This is a genomic window from Pseudoalteromonas sp. QJM3NY_22, assembly GCF_056173065.1.
Map to the genome: position 1 here is coordinate 2568364 of NZ_CM149655.1, position 18002 is coordinate 2586365.

18 protein-coding genes and 2 pseudogenes are annotated in these 18002 nt (G+C 39.2%); 9 read left to right on the forward strand and 11 right to left on the reverse strand.

The window, feature by feature from the left end:
- The first annotated feature begins 45 nt into the window (after positions 1–45).
- From AC0VZ4_RS11620 to lpoB, 3 genes are read left to right on the forward strand one after another with little or no spacing between them, the layout of a single operon-like run.
- The gene (locus AC0VZ4_RS11620; RefSeq protein WP_475439744.1) at positions 46–1410 is read left to right on the forward strand and encodes a COG3014 family protein; all 1365 of its coding nucleotides are present in this window, start codon (positions 46–48) and stop codon (positions 1408–1410) included.
- An 8-nt stretch (positions 1411–1418) separates the two neighbouring features.
- Positions 1419–1844, forward strand: coding sequence for a YcfL family putative periplasmic lipoprotein (locus AC0VZ4_RS11625; RefSeq protein ID WP_007375406.1), 426 nt, complete (start codon positions 1419–1421; stop codon positions 1842–1844).
- Between the two features lie 11 nt (positions 1845–1855).
- A complete protein-coding gene (lpoB, locus tag AC0VZ4_RS11630) occupies positions 1856–2476 on the forward strand; it encodes a penicillin-binding protein activator LpoB (protein WP_007375407.1) in 621 nt (206 codons plus the stop codon).
- 89 nt (positions 2477–2565) lie between these two features.
- On the opposite strand, the gene AC0VZ4_RS11635 is transcribed toward lpoB, so the two are convergent.
- Positions 2566–3327, reverse strand: a complete 762-nt coding sequence (locus AC0VZ4_RS11635; protein ID WP_475439610.1) for an IS5 family transposase — start codon at positions 3325–3327, stop codon at positions 2566–2568.
- A 207-nt stretch (positions 3328–3534) separates the two neighbouring features.
- Here AC0VZ4_RS11635 and AC0VZ4_RS11640 point away from each other — a divergent pair, with 207 nt between their 5' ends.
- Complete coding sequence (locus AC0VZ4_RS11640) at positions 3535–4002, forward strand: outer membrane lipoprotein (protein ID WP_475439745.1); 468 nt, start codon at positions 3535–3537, stop codon at positions 4000–4002.
- 31 nt (positions 4003–4033) lie between these two features.
- On the opposite strand, the gene AC0VZ4_RS11645 is transcribed toward AC0VZ4_RS11640, so the two are convergent.
- From AC0VZ4_RS11645 to AC0VZ4_RS11655, 3 genes are all read right to left on the reverse strand, one after another.
- Positions 4034–4795 (reverse strand): IS5 family transposase, encoded by a 762-nt coding sequence (locus AC0VZ4_RS11645; protein WP_475439746.1) that lies wholly within the window; start codon positions 4793–4795, stop codon positions 4034–4036.
- A 153-nt stretch (positions 4796–4948) separates the two neighbouring features.
- Positions 4949–6166 carry a pyridoxal phosphate-dependent aminotransferase gene (locus AC0VZ4_RS11650; protein WP_033028407.1) on the reverse strand — a complete coding sequence of 406 codons (1218 nt, stop codon included), beginning with the start codon at positions 6164–6166 and terminating at the stop codon, positions 4949–4951.
- Positions 6167–6533: 367 nt separating this feature from the next.
- Positions 6534–6878 (reverse strand): Hpt domain-containing protein, encoded by a 345-nt coding sequence (locus AC0VZ4_RS11655; RefSeq protein WP_002959674.1) that lies wholly within the window; start codon positions 6876–6878, stop codon positions 6534–6536.
- A 137-nt stretch (positions 6879–7015) separates the two neighbouring features.
- Between AC0VZ4_RS11655 and AC0VZ4_RS11660 the strand changes: the two genes are divergently transcribed.
- Entirely contained in the window at positions 7016–7612 is a 597-nt protein-coding gene (locus AC0VZ4_RS11660) for a tRNA-uridine aminocarboxypropyltransferase (protein WP_475439747.1), read from the forward strand.
- Positions 7613–7636: 24 nt separating this feature from the next.
- Positions 7637–8422 (forward strand): CLCA_X family protein, encoded by a 786-nt coding sequence (locus tag AC0VZ4_RS11665; RefSeq protein ID WP_475441647.1) that lies wholly within the window; start codon positions 7637–7639, stop codon positions 8420–8422.
- Positions 8423–8438: 16 nt separating this feature from the next.
- Here the strand turns inward: AC0VZ4_RS11665 and dcd are convergent, their stop codons facing one another.
- Positions 8439–9023, reverse strand: a complete 585-nt coding sequence (dcd, locus tag AC0VZ4_RS11670) for a dCTP deaminase (protein WP_475439748.1) — start codon at positions 9021–9023, stop codon at positions 8439–8441.
- 6 nt (positions 9024–9029) lie between these two features.
- Positions 9030–10106, reverse strand: a complete 1077-nt coding sequence (gene apbC, locus AC0VZ4_RS11675; RefSeq protein WP_475439749.1) for an iron-sulfur cluster carrier protein ApbC — start codon at positions 10104–10106, stop codon at positions 9030–9032.
- A 187-nt stretch (positions 10107–10293) separates the two neighbouring features.
- Here apbC and metG point away from each other — a divergent pair, with 187 nt between their 5' ends.
- Together metG and AC0VZ4_RS11685 are read left to right on the forward strand one after the other, a co-directional pair.
- Positions 10294–12315 carry a methionine--tRNA ligase gene (metG, locus tag AC0VZ4_RS11680; protein ID WP_475439750.1) on the forward strand — a complete coding sequence of 674 codons (2022 nt, stop codon included), beginning with the start codon at positions 10294–10296 and terminating at the stop codon, positions 12313–12315.
- A 261-nt stretch (positions 12316–12576) separates the two neighbouring features.
- The gene (locus tag AC0VZ4_RS11685) at positions 12577–12807 is read left to right on the forward strand and encodes a hypothetical protein (RefSeq protein ID WP_475439751.1); all 231 of its coding nucleotides are present in this window, start codon (positions 12577–12579) and stop codon (positions 12805–12807) included.
- Between the two features lie 36 nt (positions 12808–12843).
- Here the strand turns inward: AC0VZ4_RS11685 and lepB are convergent, their stop codons facing one another.
- The 4 genes and pseudogenes from lepB to AC0VZ4_RS11705 all read right to left on the reverse strand — a co-directional run.
- Entirely contained in the window at positions 12844–13494 is a 651-nt protein-coding gene (gene lepB / locus AC0VZ4_RS11690) for a signal peptidase I (protein WP_475439752.1), read from the reverse strand.
- 153 nt (positions 13495–13647) lie between these two features.
- Positions 13648–13902 (reverse strand): DUF2999 family protein, encoded by a 255-nt coding sequence (locus AC0VZ4_RS11695; protein WP_002963210.1) that lies wholly within the window; start codon positions 13900–13902, stop codon positions 13648–13650.
- 62 nt (positions 13903–13964) lie between these two features.
- Positions 13965–14927: a zinc-binding dehydrogenase gene (locus AC0VZ4_RS11700; RefSeq protein WP_475439753.1), complete on the reverse strand. Its 963-nt coding sequence runs from the start codon at positions 14925–14927 to the stop codon at positions 13965–13967.
- A 64-nt stretch (positions 14928–14991) separates the two neighbouring features.
- Positions 14992–15471: pseudogene (locus tag AC0VZ4_RS11705) on the reverse strand (isocitrate dehydrogenase kinase/phosphatase-domain containing protein); the annotation flags it as partial.
- 85 nt (positions 15472–15556) lie between these two features.
- On the opposite strand from AC0VZ4_RS11705, the gene AC0VZ4_RS11710 reads away from it, so the two are divergent.
- A complete protein-coding gene (locus tag AC0VZ4_RS11710) occupies positions 15557–16525 on the forward strand; it encodes an IS30 family transposase (protein ID WP_475441477.1) in 969 nt (322 codons plus the stop codon).
- 24 nt (positions 16526–16549) lie between these two features.
- Here AC0VZ4_RS11710 and AC0VZ4_RS11715 read toward each other — a convergent pair.
- A pseudogene (locus AC0VZ4_RS11715) lies at positions 16550–17851 on the reverse strand (isocitrate dehydrogenase kinase/phosphatase AceK regulatory subunit); the annotation flags it as partial.
- Positions 17852–18002: the final 151 nt, after the last annotated feature.

Below are 18002 nucleotides of genomic sequence, written 5' to 3' on the forward strand. Positions count from 1 at the left end.
AAAATAATATGTTAATGTATGTAGGTAAATTAAGAGGAGTGCGCAGTGCGCCTAAGTATAACTTTAAGCTTTTGTTTTATTTTAAGTGGGTGTAGCACAATAGGTTTTAGTGACCTATTTAATGACTATGCCACGCAAATGACACCAATAAGAAATGCGATCGAGAAAAATAATATCGAAGAAGCGCAATCCCTTATTGCTAATAATAGCCCCCTGCACAGCAGCTACTTACTCAACCAACTCGAGCAAGCTCGTTTAAACGACTTAGCGAATATAGAAAATGATGCACAAAGCAAATTCGAGAATGTGTATACGCAAATGCAAAAAAAACGTGAAGCCGCCAAAATACAGGTAAGTGCAGGGCTTGAACAAAGTAATGCGTTATTTACTAACGACTCAGCCATTACCTATGTTCCACCTACTTACGAAATGAGCATGCTTCATAGCTATAAAGCACTTAACTATGTATATAAAAATGATATTGAAGGCGCTTTAGTAGAAATTCGTAGAGCTAATAAAGTACAAGTTGATGCACTTGCAGAAAATCAAACTGAAGTAGACTCAACAATAAAAGAAGCGCAACAGCACTACCCGAGTATGAACAATGTAACCAGGGATGTAAAAAATGGCTTTCAAAATGCCTACACGTTTTACTTATCTGCTTTGCTTTACCAAAGTGCTAAACAATACGACGATGCTTATATTGATTATAAAAAAGCACTCGCTATACAACCTAACAATATTTATTTACAACAGGACGTAATACGCCTTGCTAAAAAACAAGGGTTTGCGCAAGACTTAAGTGAATTCAAAAAACGTTTTAGTGATGCGCCAACTATTTCTTCATCACAAGGCGAAGTGATTGTTTTATTTGAACAAGGCTTAGTACCAAAACAAGATGAATTTAAACTGCGCTTACCAATTTATTCATCACGTGGCGATGCACGCTTTTATAGCCTAGCAATGCCGGTATATAAAGATAACGCCTATGTGCGCCGTCTTAACACCATAAACATTGATGCACAAAGCTTAACGCTTAGTCCACTGGTACACATTGAAGCACTTGCAGCCAAAACATTAGAAGATCAAATACCTGCAAAAGTAGCCCGTCAAGTACTTAGGTTAGTGGCAAAAGAAAAAGTGCGTGCAGAGTTTGCTCGCAGCGCCGGTGATGTAGGTAACATAATTGCCAATATTTATAATTTGGCATCTGAGCAAGCTGATACACGCAGTTGGCTTACGCTTCCAAATCAAATAAGTGTTGCAAGGCAAAACCTAAATACTGGTGAGCATTCTCTGCATATAGGCACACAAGCGCCTATAAATTTCACCATTAGTAAGCAAGGGTTAACGTTAATTTACTTAACCTCTATCAATAACTACTTTAATTACCACGTAGTTCAACTTTAGGAGCCATCATGAAATACATAGCGCCATTATTAGCAGTACTAATGCTAAGTGCATGTTCAAGTAAACCGATTACATCCGGTATTTCTGTTGAACAAAATAAAAGCCAGTTTAATGAGCAATTACGTGTTGATAACCCAGCTTTAAGTAAAAAGCTGACTATAACTGACATAAAGACCCGTCAAACAAACCAGTTAACCGATGTGGTAGTGACACTTTCGAGTCAGTATAAAAAATCACAGTATTTACAGTATCAATTTAATTGGTTTGATAAAGACGGCTTTGTTATTAAAGGCAACCACTCACCTTGGCAAGCACTCACCTTATTTGGTTTTGCAAAAACACAATTACCGGGCTTAGCACCAAGCTCTGATGCAGTTACCTTTTCTTTAGCAGTAAGAGAAGTGTCTACCGAATCACAAGAATTTAAAGATTAAAGGAAACAACCATGATCATCAGTAACAAATTTAAAACAGCATCAACTTACGCTTTAGTTGGCTTGAGCGCTTTAGTATTAAGTGGCTGTGCTAATAAAGCCGTAGTAAGTTATGGCGATGCACAAGCAGTAGAAACAACCGATATTAATTTTGGCTCTACTGACTTACAAAAAGTAGCGAGCCAAATGACCGATTCATTACTCAGCTCACCCGTTGTTGGCACAATGACCGCTAATAAACGCCCTGTAGTATTTGTTGAGCGTATTAAAAACAAAACCAGTGAACACATTGATACTGAATCAATCACCGATTCAATCTCAACACAAATGCTACGCAGCGGTAAGTTCCGTTTTGTAGATATGACTCGTGTTGAGTCAGTACGTGAGCAATTAACGTTTCAAAACGAAGATGCCCTTGTTAACCCTGCTACAGCCGTTGCATTTGGTAAACAAATTGGCGCGCAATATATGTTATACGGAAATTTATCAAGTATCGTTAAATCAAATGCTGATAAATCAGACGTATACTATAAATTTACGATGCGTCTAATGGATATGGAAAGCGGCCTAGTTGAATGGGCAGACGAAACTGAAATTCGTAAAACGAAAGAAAAATCAACCTTTGGCTGGTAGCTAATACCAATCGGCTTATATATGGGGTCTATTTAACGTCAAGAAAATTACGCTAGTACTAGGGGCTGTTGATCTTTGTAGTATATATATTAATCAGCCCATATTGGTAGCCACATCATAGTGAATGCTAAAGCGAGCATGGAATGATAATTCCGCTCAAGCTTTTCATACCGTGTGGCTATCCCTCTATATTGTTTGATCCGACCAAAGGCATTCTCAACTAAGTGCCTATATTTGTACATGCACCAGTCAATATCTTCATTACCCACTAAACTGTTATCCTTGCGTGGAATAACGGGTGTAGCGCTATTGTCACGAATAAACTCTCTTAGTTTTTCACTATCGTAGCCTTTATCTGCGACAACAACATTACTCGTTGGGCAATTGGCTACAAGTGACTCTGCATGGACGATATCATGCGTATTTCCACAGGATAATTCATAATAAACAGGCAATCCTCCGCTATCTACTGCAAGATGAATTTTAGTCGAATTACCACCTCGACTCTTACCGATTGATTCATTGTCAGCGGTTCTTGCACCGCAACTATGCTGGTGAGCCCTGACAATACTGCCATCAATAAAGATCCAATCCATATCAGCATAGTGGGATAACACTCGAAATAATTCATTCAAAATATCTTTTTTGGACCATAAATTAAATCGTCTATAAATAGCACTCCACGAGCCGAAATAAGACGGTAAATCTCGCCAAGGAATACCGGTACGCATCTTATAGAGTATGCCTTCGAGCGTTTTTCTATGCTCAGGCTTATTATAAATTCGACCACTTAAGTGCATTACTTTTGATAAGACATTCCATGTCGCGTCTGTTAACATTAATCTTGGCATGAGGGTTCGGTGTAACGTTTTTTAGCGAATTCAATTATACCTTATCCTTATGCTGTTTGTTTTTTATACCGCAAAGATCAACACGCCCTAGGCAAAAATTTTTGTATCTAGTTGTTCTAAATAAAAATTTTTTAACGACGTTATAGCGCAATTTAATTCGTTAAATTGATCAGAGATTTATGCAGGTTGGTATAAAAGGAGCAAGTTATGAAAGCAATTACTGTAATTATGTGCGCCTTACTTATAATAAGTGCGCCTACGTTTGCTAAATACGAGCGCAATAAAGCAGTCCCTGTGCAGCAAGTTTTATTTGGTGACGTAAAATCGGTCCGCAATATTACCGAACAAGAAATCATTCAAGATAAAAACAACGGCTGGAAAACCTTCGGCGGTGCATTACTCGGCGGTGTTGTAGGCAACCAGTTTGGTGGCGGTAGCGGCCGCACAGTAGCAACAATATTAGGCTCGGTAATTGGCGGCAGTGTTGCACATAACAGGCAGCAGCAAAGTCATTATCAGCAAAATCATTTTGTAGAGTTATTAATACAAGTTGAAAACGGCGACCAGTTTATGGTTGTTCAAGATGAAGACCAATTAATGCGTTTTAGTAAAGGCGATAATGTAAGATTAGTTTACTTGAACGACAACACGGTGCGTGTAGATAAAGCGTATTAGCTAGGGGCTGTTGATCTTTGTAGTATATATATTAATCAGCCCATATTGGTAGCCACATCATAGTGAATGCTAAAGCGAGCATGGAATGATAATTCCGCTCAAGCTTTTCATACCGTGTGGCTATCCCTCTATATTGTTTGATCCGACCAAAGGCATTCTCAACTAAGTGCCTATATTTGTACATGCACCAGTCAATATCTTCATTACCCACTAAACTGTTATCCTTGCGTGGAATAACGGGTGTAGCGCTATTGTCACGAATAAACTCTCTTAGTTTTTCACTATCGTAGCCTTTATCTGCGACAACAACATTACTCGTTGGGCAATTGGCTACAAATGACTCTGCATGGACGATATCATGCGTATTTCCACAGGATAATTCATAATAAACAGGCAATCCTCCGCTATCTACTGCAAGATGAATTTTAGTCGAATTACCACCTCGACTCTTACCGATTGATTCATTGTCAGCGGTTCTTGCACCGCAACTATGCTGGTGAGCCCTGACAATACTGCCATCAATAAAGATCCAATCCATATCAGCATAGTGGGATAACACTCGAAATAATTCATTCAAAATATCTTTTTTGGACCATAAATTAAATCGTCTATAAATAGCACTCCACGAGCCGAAATAAGACGGTAAATCTCGCCAAGGAATACCGGTACGCATCCTATAGAGTATGCCTTCGAGCGTTTTTCTATGCTCAGGCTTATTATAAATTCGACCACTTAAGTGCATTACTTTTGATAAGACATTCCATGTCGCGTCTGTTAACATTAATCTTGGCATGAGGGTTCGGTGTAACGTTTTTTAGCGAATTCAATTATACCTTATCCTTATGCTGTTTGTTTTTTATACCGCAAAGATCAACACGCCCTAATATATTCATGACTAAAGTAAAAAACGAGCCAAATTTGGCTCGTTTTTTTATTTTTTTAATAGCTATACTTGGCGATAGTCTTTAAAAAAGCGCTTCATTTTTAACATCGCATCGGATAAATCATCTTTGCTTGGTAAAAATACCAACCTAAAATGATCCGGCTCGGGCCAATTAAACGCCCTGCCATGTACAAGTAATATTTTTTCGGCTTTTAGCAAATCGTACATCATCTTTTCATCATCTTTAACGTTAAAAAGTGCTGTATCTACTTTGGCAAACGCATAAAGCGCGCCTTTAGGTTTTTTACAACTAATGCCTTCAATAGCGTTTAACCCGCGCCATGCTATATCGCGCTGCTCGTATAAGCGCCCGCCTGGGTTAATCAAATTATCAATTGATTGCACGCCGCCCAACGCTTGTTGAATTGCATATTGCGCAGGTACATTTGCGCACAAACGCATAGATGAAAGTATTTCAAGACCTTTGCGTAAATCATCCATAACTGAGGTACGACCGCTTAGCACCATCCACCCCATTCTCAGCCCCGCTGCACGGTAAGTTTTAGCTAAACCGTTAAAAGTAATGATTGGTACATCATCACAAAGTGAGCCGATTGAAGTATGCGTTATATCATCGTATAAAATCTTTTCGTAAATTTCATCGCTCAATAGCAGTAGTTTATGTTCACGCGCTATATCAATTAATTGCATTAGCAAATCGTCACTGTAAACCGCACCTGTCGGATTATTAGGATTGATTAATACCAGCGCTTTAGTTTTAGATGTTATTTTGCTTTTTATATCTGCAATGTCCGGAAACCAATCTTGCTCTTCATCACATAAATAATGCACCGGATTACCACCCGATAACGTGACAGAAGCAGTCCAAAGTGGATAATCTGGAGCTGGAATAAGCACTTCATCGCCATTATTTAATAGCGCTTGGGTGATCATTTGAATAAGTTCGCTTACGCCATTACCAATATAAATGTTATCTACATCTAAATTATGTAATCCACGTTGTTGGTAGTGCTGATAAATAGCCACACGGGCTGAATAGAGGCCTTTAGAGTCACAGTAACCTTGGGCTGAATATAAGTTGCGGATAATATCGCGGTGCATATCTTCTGGCATATCAAAACCAAAAGCAGCCGGATTACCTATATTCAATTTTAATACTTTTTGACCTTCGTCTTCCATTTTTTTAGCTTGTGCTAAAACCGGCCCACGAATGTCATAACATACACCTTCTAATTTGTGACTCTTTTTAATATCAGACATTTTTACCTCTTTAGGGCGTATTGACTTTATGGATTAAATTTGTTCAACCTAGGGGCGATTTAATCGCGGCGCGAGATTTGTAACCTAGTGGGCTAAGTAAAAATTGAGTAACAAAGAGAAAATAGCCCCTAGGAAGAACCCTCTGGGCAATGCGTGTTTGGATTTTATGTGTTGTTATCGCCTATTTATGTGGAAAAACCACACTGCATAGGCTCTGCCTAACCTAAAAACCAGACACTCGTTGCAAATTCAATCCCGAAAGATCAACACGCCCTAGTGAGCCTTTAGACTAACCTAGTAAAGGCGTAAAATGCCAGTCAATTTAGGTGCTTAATACTGAAATAAATTCACGTTTCAGCTTCAATAATTAACGAGATGCTAACCATTCATTTAGCTTAGCTTGAGAGCCTGTTACTTGAGCCATTAAGCTATTAGATGCGTCGATAGCTTCAGCTAAGTTATCTAGGTTTAAATTTTGTTCAATAACACGCGATACTTCAGCAAGGCTTGAAGCTCCAAACTGCGCCGCATTCGATTTTAAGCTATGGGAGTGGCGAATAGCTGCTTCTTTATCTTTACCAATGGTTGCTAAAACTTCTGAGCCTAAACGTTCAAACTCTGAGCAGCAAAAATCAAGTGTATCAGCAAACTGCTCACCCAATAACGATTCCATACTCTCTAGTGCTGATGTATCAATATTTATTTCTGTCATATTTTAAGCCCTTAAAACAATCCATGTAAGTTACAGTTTAATAGTACTACTTTATATTGATGCGTAAAAAAAACCAACTTAATTACCTTATAAATGTATAATTGCGAGGAGCATACTGGCAACAAAAAGTTTATTAAATGGCACGCACACTTTGTAATCATTGTAACTTTTCACTAAACACCTGTATTTGCAACGCAATTACAAATATAAACAACAAAGTTACGGTTATTATTCTACAGCACCCAAGTGAAGAGAAAATAGCAAAAAATACCGCTAAACTACTCAATTTATGCCTAACTGATTGCCAAATAATCAAAGGCGAAAATAATGATGACTTTTCCATACTAAAAACACTGCCAATAAGCTCAACTGTTTTACTCTACCCTAACGAACACGCTGTAAATTTAGACGATAACACTGAGCAGCCAAATGTAAAAAACATCACCCATTTAATCGTGGTTGATGGTACATGGAAAAAAGCCTACAAAATTTTGCAGCTCACCACATTACTTAATAAATTTAAAACGGTCAGTTTTAAACTGCTACCTAAAAATCGTTATGCTATTCGTAAAGCTCCTCGGGCCGACAGCCTATCCACACTTGAAGCTGTAGCGCATAGTTTGTTTTTAATAGAGCAGCTAAATCCCGCACCACTTTATAATGCGCTAAATGAATTAATACAAAAACAAACCCAACACATGCCTGAGCACGTAAAAGCACGTTACTTAGATTAAATTCGTTACTATATGAAACTTGCAATGCATAACTACCCTAACAGACTAAAACGTGGCTTTACTCGCCAAGGACCCGACTATCGCTTTGACGACCAAGTCAACTTTAGCGATATAAGAGATACCTTCGGCTTTAGGTCAATGGTCGTTGGTAAATGGGTAACTAAAGAAGAGCGCTACATTAGCGCCAATTTAATTTACGATGCGCTGGCGGATCTTGCGCAAATACTGCATTTACCACCTAAAGCAATTGGCCTGCGCGGCAAGCTTAACTTTGCATTTGGCCATGGTGGTCAAAAAGGCGTGCAAGCTCATTATAATGCAGCCTCTCAAACACTTGCTCTTGCAAAAAATGCAGGCGGTGGTGCACTTGCTCACGAATGGTTCCATGCGTTTGACCATCATATAAGCGAGCATTTATTTGCAGCAAAACCCCGCTTTGGCTTTGCCTCAAAATTGTGGCTTTCAAACACGCCAAATTTATCGCATCCACTTAATAATGCTTTGAACAGTTTTTATAAACATGTATTTTTAGATGAAGATGGTATTGATGCAAATAACTTTGTACAAACGTGTATAGAACACGATAAAGCCCACTATATGAATTATATGAGCATGCCAGAAGAGCTTGCAGCACGGTGTTTTGAAGCCTGTATTGAAGGCCACACATATATAAAAAATAGCTTTTTAGTGGGGGGCTTAAAAAGTAGTAATTTAATATACCCAACTAGTGGGCATATCAATAAAGCAAATGAAGCACTTAACCACTATTTTGAACTACTGGGTTACGCGCTTCATAAAATAGACGAGTAATGTCTATATTTGGTGATTATTTATCGTCACTAATACGACTTGCTACTGCGCTGCTTTGATCTTTATATTTTGCATCTTTACGAATATTGTATGGGTTTTCACACGGGCCCGATAACATTTCAAAGCTCATAGCACCAATTTTCATCAGCGGGCGTAGTGCCAGTGGTAATTTACCTGAGTTGTAAAACTCTAAAACAATATTACCGCTCCAGCCTGGGTCTATTCGGTGCGCGGTTACATGCACCATTAACCCCAAACGCGCAAGCGATGAGCGTCCATCTAACCAACCTACTATATCTGCTGGTAGAGTTACTTTTTCATGGGTAATAGCTAGTGCAAGTTCACCTGGGTGTAAAAAGAATGCTTCACCTTCATCAAACACTATTTCTTCACTCATGATTGATTCCATGGCCTTATTTAACTGATCTTTTGGACCACTTAAATCGACGTATGCGGCGTTATGCGCATTAAAAGTTCTAAATTTATTTCCCAAGCGTAAATCGGCAGTCACGCCTGAAATCATCTCGCTCGTTGGCGCAGGCTCAATAACAATGCGGCCATCGCTTAAGTACTCTTTAATATGTGTGTCTGAAAGTCTCATTATTTATTAATCTTCTGTAATCACAATTTCAATCGCATTGTGATGCTGTTGATAATAGAGCGTGCTGGCTATTAGCCTCGCTGCTGCGCTGTATGTTTTGCTTATTGTTGCGTCGTTATCGTTTGCAATAAGTTTACCTTGCTCAGAATACTCACGTATATCTATTGCAAGTGGAATATGGCTAAGTACAGGCACGCCGTGCTTGTGCGCCAACTTTTGTGCACCGTCTTTACCAAATACGTGATTTGCCTCACCGCAGTGGCTGCAAATGTAGTGGCTCATATTTTCTATTAAGCCAAGCACCGGTACGTTTACTTTATTAAACATAGCAATGCCTTTTTGCGCATCGGCAAGGGCTAAGTCTTGCGGTGTAGTGACAATAACAGTACCGCTCGCTGGTACTTTTTGGCTCATTGTAAGTTGAATATCACCGGTGCCAGGTGGCATATCAACAATTAAGTAGTCAAGCTCGCCCCAATCGGTTTCGTTAAGTAACTGGCTCAGCGCGCCTGACGCCATTGGTCCACGCCATACCGTGGCATCATCGCTTGGAACTAAAAAGCCAATTGACTGCGCTTTAATGCCATTTGCATCAAAAGGCTGTAGCTGTTTGTTATCTTTAGTGACGGGCTCTGCGCCCACTAATCCTAAAAGCATTGGGATAGATGGGCCATAAATATCAGCATCTAAAATACCCACCTTTGCGCCTTCATTTTTAAGCGCGCCTGCCAAGTTAACAGCAGTAGTCAACTTACCTACCCCACCTTTGCCTGAGGAAATAAGTACAATATGTTTAATCGCTTTAAACTTAGCCGCCTCTTTAATGATAACCTTGGCGCTAATTGTTATAGGCACATTTAAGCTTTCACTTACGTGTTGCTCAACTAAAGGCATTTCTGATTGCCCAGCAAATGGCAGAGTTAATTTAATGTGTAGTGATTTATCGTCATTTTGAGTAATAGTATCGATAAAGCTTTCGTCAATACCGACGGCAAAAGCCGCACTACGATATGCCGCTAAGGCAGTTATAATCGGTTGTTTTTGCACCGATTTAGAAGAGAATAGTTTCGACAGTCCAAACATAGCAATTAAATAGCGTTTCTTTGATGAAAAGTGCCACGGAATTATGTAACATTCAGGGCATTAACACCAGTCAATTAATAAAAATCCATAAGCTGTGCGCACTCTAAGCAGATAGCTTGTAGATAAATTAATGATAATTGCCGTTTGTATAATAAAAACGGCGTTTTATCCTCAATTCGGAATGATTATGACGCAGCGAAAGATCCTGATTACCAGCGCATTACCTTATGCAAATGGCCCTACTCACCTAGGTCATTTATTGGAATATATTCAAACTGATATTTGGTCACGTTTTCAAAAACTACAAGGCCACGAAGCTTATTATGTTTGCGCAGACGATGCCCACGGCACGCCAATTATGCTTAATGCGCAAAAGCAAGGGATCACGCCTGAAGAAATGGTAAAACAAGTGAGCATAGAGCGCCAACGCGACTTTGCTGACTTTAATATCAAATTTGATAACTACCACAGCACGCACAGCCAAGAAAACAAAGAATTAAGTGAACTTATTTATAACCGCCTAAACGATGCCGGTCATATTAAAAAGCACACTATTTCGCAATTATTCGACCCTGAAAAAGGTATTTTCTTACCAGACCGCTTTGTAACAGGTACTTGCCCGACGTGTAAGTCTGAAAACCAAAACGGCGATAGCTGTGATTCGTGTGGTGCTACATACAGCCCTACCGAACTTATTAACCCGCGTTCTGTAATGTCAGGTGCTGAGCCTGTACTTAAAGATTCTGAGCATTACTTTTTTGACCTGCCAGCTTTTGAAGGCATGCTAAAGGAGTGGTTACACTCGGGAACTATTCAACAAGAAATGGCTAATAAGCTAGACGAATGGTTTACCGATGGCCTGCAACAGTGGGATATTAGCCGTGACGCACCTTATTTTGGTTTTGAAATCCCAAATGCACCAGGCAAATATTTTTACGTTTGGCTAGATGCACCTATTGGTTACATGGCGAGCTTTAAAAACCTATGTGACGAAAAAGGCCTCGACTTTGATGCGTTTTGGGCTGAAGGTTCAGACGCAGAGCTTTATCACTTTATTGGTAAAGACATTATCTACTTCCACAGCTTATTTTGGCCAGCAATGCTAGAAGGCGCTAATTTTAGAAAGCCAACTAACGTATTCGCTCATGGTTTTGTAACTGTGAATGGCGAAAAAATGTCTAAATCAAAGGGTACGTTTATTAAAGCGCGTACTTATTTAGATAACTTAAACCCAGAGTACTTACGTTACTACTACGCAGCAAAATTAAGCAGCGGTATTGTTGACCTTGATTTAAACCTAGAAGACTTTGCACAGCGCGTAAATTCAGACCTAGTAGGTAAAGTAGTCAACATAGCGAGCCGTTGTGCTGGCTTTATTACTAAAAAGTTTGATGGCAAGCTAAGCAACACTATTATGCAACCAGAGCTTTTAGCAGAGTTTCAAGCTGCTGCACCGAGCATTACAACACACTACGAGAACCGCGATTACAGCCGCGCAATTCGCGAAATAATGGCGCTTGCCGACAAAGCAAACCAATTTATTGATGGCGCAGCACCTTGGGTATTAATTAAAGACGAAACTAAGCAACAAGAAGCACACGAAGTGTGTTCTCTTGGTCTTAACTTGTTCCGCGTTTTAATTACTTACTTGAAACCCGTGTTACCAGGAATGGCTGATAACGTACAAGCGTTTTTAAATGACGACCTTGCATGGGACGGCGTTCAAAATGCACTAGTAAGCCACCCTATCAATAAATTTAAACCGTTAATGCAACGTGTTGAAATGGATAAAGTGAACAAAATGGTTGAAGAATCTAAAGAAAGCTTAGCACCAAAAGTAACAATTGACCCTAACAGCCCACTTGCGAAAGAGCTAATTAGCGACGAGATTGAGTTCGATGATTTTGCAAAAGTAGACCTACGCGTAGCTAAGATTGCTAAAGCAGAGCACGTAGAAGGCGCAGATAAACTACTTAAGCTAACACTTGATTTAGGCGGCGAAACTCGTCAAGTGTTTGCGGGTATTAAATCGGCTTATGCACCTGAGGATATCGAAGGTAAGCTAACCGTTATGGTTGCTAATCTTAAGCCTCGTAAAATGCGCTTTGGTATGTCTGAAGGCATGGTATTAGCAGCGGGCCCTGGCGGAAAAGAAATTTATATTCTTAACCCAGATGACGGCTCAGAGCCTGGTATGCGCGTAATGTAATATTACTCATACAATAAAAACCGCTGATATGTCAGCGGTTTTTTTATGGGCAAAATTAATGTTTAGTCATATATTAAGCCTAGCCGTTTATACAAACGCCTTTGCATTAAATAAAGTGAATTGTAATTATGACCCAAATTTTAGATACCAACAGAACAAAAGTAAGTAGCCAAATAAAGCAACACAAATTAGTCGCCATACTGCGCTTAAAACAACAAACCGATTGTCGAACTTGCCCACCAGCACGGGTTACCCGTATTAATGGGCGCACTAACACCTACCGATGTAGCAAATGCAATTGAATATAACGCTGATATTATTAAGGTATTTCCTGTTGGTGGTGTGAATTTAGATAATATATCTCAGTGGTTTGAAGCAGGTGCTTGTGGCGCTGCAGTCAGTGGCGATTTTTGTAAGGTATTAAATACCGAACAAGAGCGTAGTGTTCTTACCAAGCTTGTAAAAAAATATATAAGTAAACTGCCTAAATAGGCAGTTATATTTTAACTATAAAATTAATTATCTTATTTAATTGAGCTTTTTCAATACGCGGTCTTTTCTTGGTAGGTAATAGTTATCGTAATCAAGAGACACTATAACGCGCTCTGCTTTTCCTAATAACTCATTACGCGGAATTAAACCTATTACACGCGAGTCAGCGCTATTGTCGCGGTTATCGCCCATTGCTAAATAATAATCATCAGGAATTGTAATTGCGTCAAAGCCCGATAAACGTGAAGGAATATTTGCCACTCTTATAGAATGCGCTAATCCGTTTAAATCTTCGATTTTATCAAGCGAGTCTATGTTGCTTTGCTGATCTGCATAATTAAGTTTTTTACCATTAATAATGAGTTCATTATTTTCAAGCGCAACCGTATCCCCTGGCACACCAATTACACGTTTAATTAAACGGTTATCGGCAGCTTGTGAGTCAAAAACAATAATATCACCGGGTTGTGGGTCCGCTAGTTTAAGTAGTTTTATATGCGTAAATGGGACACGAATATCGTAGGCCATTTTATCGGTAAGTATTCTGTCACCTTCTTGAATTGTTGGTTTCATTGAGCCTGTTGGCACTTCGTACCAATCGGCTACAGCGCTTCTAAATACGCTCATTAGTGCAATAAATACGATAAGTGAGCGGTTGTTTTTCCAAAACTTATAAAGCGGTTTCATAATTATTTCCCTGCGTTAATTAAGTATTATTATGACTAACTAAATACTGAGTAGTTCAATATAGAGTGTAACAAAAAGTGTGAGGTTTACGTCGGGTATAGTAAGGTAGTTGCTTACCTTGCTATATGATCAATCTGAAAATTAGATTATCAATTACTGTTGATTTAGTTTTTCTTTCGCTTCTTTTACTTTTTCAAAATCCAAACCAAGTTCGTCAGTCGCTTCTTTAATCAGATGCGGTTGAGTCATTACGACTGCCATTAGTTGCTGTAGCTTTTCTGGCGGAATACCAAGCTCTTGAACAAGCGCCATTGCCATCATTGGGTTTTGAGTAAACGCTTCAAACAATGCTTTTACTTTTTCGTCGCTTACATTGTGCTCTTTAAGTATTGCTAGTATTGGATTCATTATTAAACCTTAAGTGTTTTTTATAGGGCTTAGTATATGGGCTAAACTCTAAAATTAAAGAGTTACTCTACAAGTAAAACCACTTTTCCTGCGTTTGCATTACGCTCTAAAATAGCATGAGCTTCGTTTGCGTCGCTCCAAGGCAATGTTTTATACAGGTTAAAGTCGTACTTTTTAGTGGCAATATCATTGTAAAAACGCGCTACAAAGTCGTCGCGTACTTGGCGTTTAAAATCAATACTGCGATTTCTAAGTGTTGAGGCATGAAACGAAATACGCTTTTGTAAAAGGGCGGCAAAATCAACTTCTGCAAAGCGTCCATCTAAAAATGCAAGCATTACAATTTGGCAATCCATGGCTGCAATAGCGGCATTTTTATTTAAGTAACTACCCGAAACAGGATCTACAATTGCATTTGCTGTTAACTCATTAGCTTTCATATATTCTACAAAGTCAGTAGTTTTGTAGTTAATTGTATGATCGGCACCGAGCTCTTTTGTGTGTTGGCATTTATCATCCGTACCAGCGGTAATAACCACGGTAGCACCTGCGCTTTTAGCCATTTGAATTGCTGCACCGCCTACGCCACTAGCACCTGCATGAATAAGCGCTGTTTGCCCTTTTTGTAATTTACCAAGCTCAAATAATGCGCCAAATGCCGTTAAATACACTTCGCTTATTGCAGCGCCCTCAGCCATTGTTACATCATCGGGTAATTCCATAAGCTGTTTTGCATCAACTGCTACATATTCGCTATAAGCACCACCTGAGCACAACGTAAAAATACGCTTGTTTAGCCAGCTTTTATCTACATCTTTTCCAAGCTCAGTAACTGTACCCGCACATTCTAAACCTAAAATCGGGCTATCTCCCGCAGGGGCCGGGTATTTACCTTGGCGCTGCATACTGTCTGCACGGTTTACACCTATTGCTGCAACTTTAACAAGTACTTCATGGCTCTTTAAAACCGGCTTTTCGGTTTCACTAAATGCAAGATTGCCATCTTCATGAGAAATATATTTCATTATTACTCCAAGTTTAAAAACTGTAATAACATATAGATGGGGATGAACACAGATTCAAACAACCTCAAAAGCGCCAACTTTGTTTGTAAGGATAAACATCGGGTAGATAACCATTATGTATTTGTTGCTGACAACTCTGCCAAAACGTCGCTAAAAACAAGTTACTGTGCTCATTATTAAAATAGTTAAACGCAATATCGTTGGCACTAAAAAACACCTTAAATTGGCTCGGAAATATATCGTTTTCAGCTATATCAAAATACGAGTTACTACTTAGCTCTTCGAGTGCATTTTGGGTTTGTGGCACGTCTCTAAAGTTACAATCGGTAAGCGGGCAAATTTCGTCAAAGTCGTAAAACACCACTCGCCCCCATCGCGTTACGCCAAAGTTTTTCATTAGCATGTCGCCCGGAAATATATTAGCGCCCGCTAATTCTTTAATTGCTTTACCGTAGTCATGCATCACGCTCTCTAAGGTTTTGTTATCGCATTGGTTAATATATAAATTAAGTGGGGTCATTTTACGCTCAACATAAACATGCCTAAATTCGGATAATAAGTGCAATTTCTCAGATTAGATGGCCAGCTGTTATAATTCGGCCATTCTCTCGCCAAAGGAAATTGCTTTAATGAAATATAAACAGCTGACACAAGCAGAAAGATACCAGATTTACGCGTTAATAAAAGCAGGAAATAACCAAAAACAGATAGCTGATGAACTCACTCGTTCACCGTCATCTATCTCTAGAGAGTTAAAACGCAATAAAGGGCTTAAAGGCTATCGACCTAACCAAGCCAATAATTTTGCAGAGCAAAGACGCAAGTCATCTTTCAAAGCAAGTAAGTTAACAGATGATGTTACTGACTGGATTAATAAATTGTTGGTTGACGGACTTTCGCCAGAGCAGGTGGCAGGCCGCTTAGCTTTAGAGAAAAAGGTCGTTTTGCATCATGAAACGATTTATCAATATATTTACAGAGACAAGGCTCGTGGTGGTGAACTACATAAGACACTCACTCGTGCATGTAAAAAGTATAAAAAACGCTATGGAAGCTACGATAAACGTGGACAGATAGTTAATCGAGTCAGTATTGATGAACGCCCAAGTATTGTGGATTCAAAGTCTAGGATTGGTGATTGGGAGGGCGATACAGTGATAGGCAAAGGGCGTAAAAATGCCCTTGTTACAATGGTTGAACGTAAAACGTTATATACAGTCGTTCACAGAATTGAAAGCAAGCATGCGAAAATAACAGCCGATGCGCTGATCAAGTGTATGACACCCTATAAAGGTAAGGTTATTACCGTGACTTTAGATAATGGAAAAGAGTTTGCTCACCATGAGCATATTGCACAAAAATTAGAAGCGGATGTGTATTTCGCTCACCCATATTCATCATGGGAGCGGGGCATAAATGAGAATACCAACGGCTTACTTAGACGCTTCTTCCCCAAGGGAACTGACTTTATGTCGCTAAGTGAAGCAGAAATACAGGCGGCAGTTGATAAGCTCAACCATCGGCCAAGAAAAACAAGAGGGTATAAAACCCCTCATGAGTTATTTACGGGGCAATCAGAAGTTCTGGTGGCTGCATAATGATTGCACTTAATACTTGAATTCAAGATGCTTTAAAATGAGTGCCTTGCCAGATATAACTATGCTGCTGCCAATTTGGCTTTTCATCTGCTCAAGAAGTTCATCACTAAAACGGCTTAAATCAAACGCTAAATATCTAAATTCGTGTGTGTCTACCAAACGCCCAACCCTATCGGCTTGTTTTACAAAGTTATACTTTCCTTTCACTTGTGCTTTGGTGGCTGTTTTTGGCGCACTAAATTTGTCTTTAATTACTTTATAAACGTAATCTAGCCCTTCAATAGTAAATACCAGCATTACCATACCCGGCGTACCTGGCGCTTTAACATACTTAAAGTTGGCTGGGCTATTTTTAGTCGTATCAACCTTGTGCCGATAAAACTCAGTTTTAGCGTGCTTTATAAAACCAATGGCGTTAAATAACTCAAAGCGTTGTTTGTGTGGCATTAATACACTTAAGTAATCTACATAACGTGCGGGCTTATCGGTATCAACCATAAAATAGGTGCGTGCAAAACCAAATAATAAACTTAATTGATCGGCGCCCATCATTACAGCATCAAGCTTTAGTCCCTCATCGGTATTTAAAATAGCGATAGCAAAAGGCATATTGTCGCCATTTTTAGCAATGCAGCGCCCAATTAAATAGCAGGCTTTGTTTCTAAAAAATAATGAGTTGGCGTATTCAATATACCCGTCGTTTAAATTTATAAGTTCGTACACCTGTTTGCATTGCTGCTTAGCGCCTTGCATTAACGTACTTTGTAATATGGCTACATCATGCTCTAACTGACTAAATGGCACTCTAAATACTTGATTAGTGATAAGCGTTTTAACGGCGTTATTAAACCCATTATGTAGCGATACCCTACTCACTAAGCTTTCGTAAGAGCGTGGCTCACTACGATACTTTGCTTTTAATACGAACAAATGCACTGTACGAATTTTTTTATCGTCCCAAATTGCACCAAATGTTGAATTAAAAAAGGTATGCGCTATTGGTTTATTTTCGTGATTTTGTACCATATCGCCGTAAATATTTTTAGCTAACTGCCACGTTTGCGGGCAAGTAAGCTCAGCATAAGCGATAACTCTCACGGCTTCACTCACGTTTTTTACTTCGCGCTCGTAAACCTGTAAACGCTCACGCATAGCACTTTGCACACTGTGATACTTTCGTTGTTCAAAACGGCTTTGCGCACCCAGTGTAATATTTAAAAATTGCGAAAACATCGCCTCAAATCCAGCAAAAACAGATCGTGCAAGCTTGCTGGCAATAACGTTTTTCAGCGTATTATTAGATTGATTTGTTAGCCTATTTTGCATAAATACAGCACTTATATTGATGCCAGTTATGGCGGTTATTTTTATTAATTGTTTACACCTTAGCAAGCAGGCTTTAATTTAGATAATTAATAAAGCATATAAATAGAATTTATTGGGCGTATTGACCTTTCGAGGTTAATTTTTCAGCCGT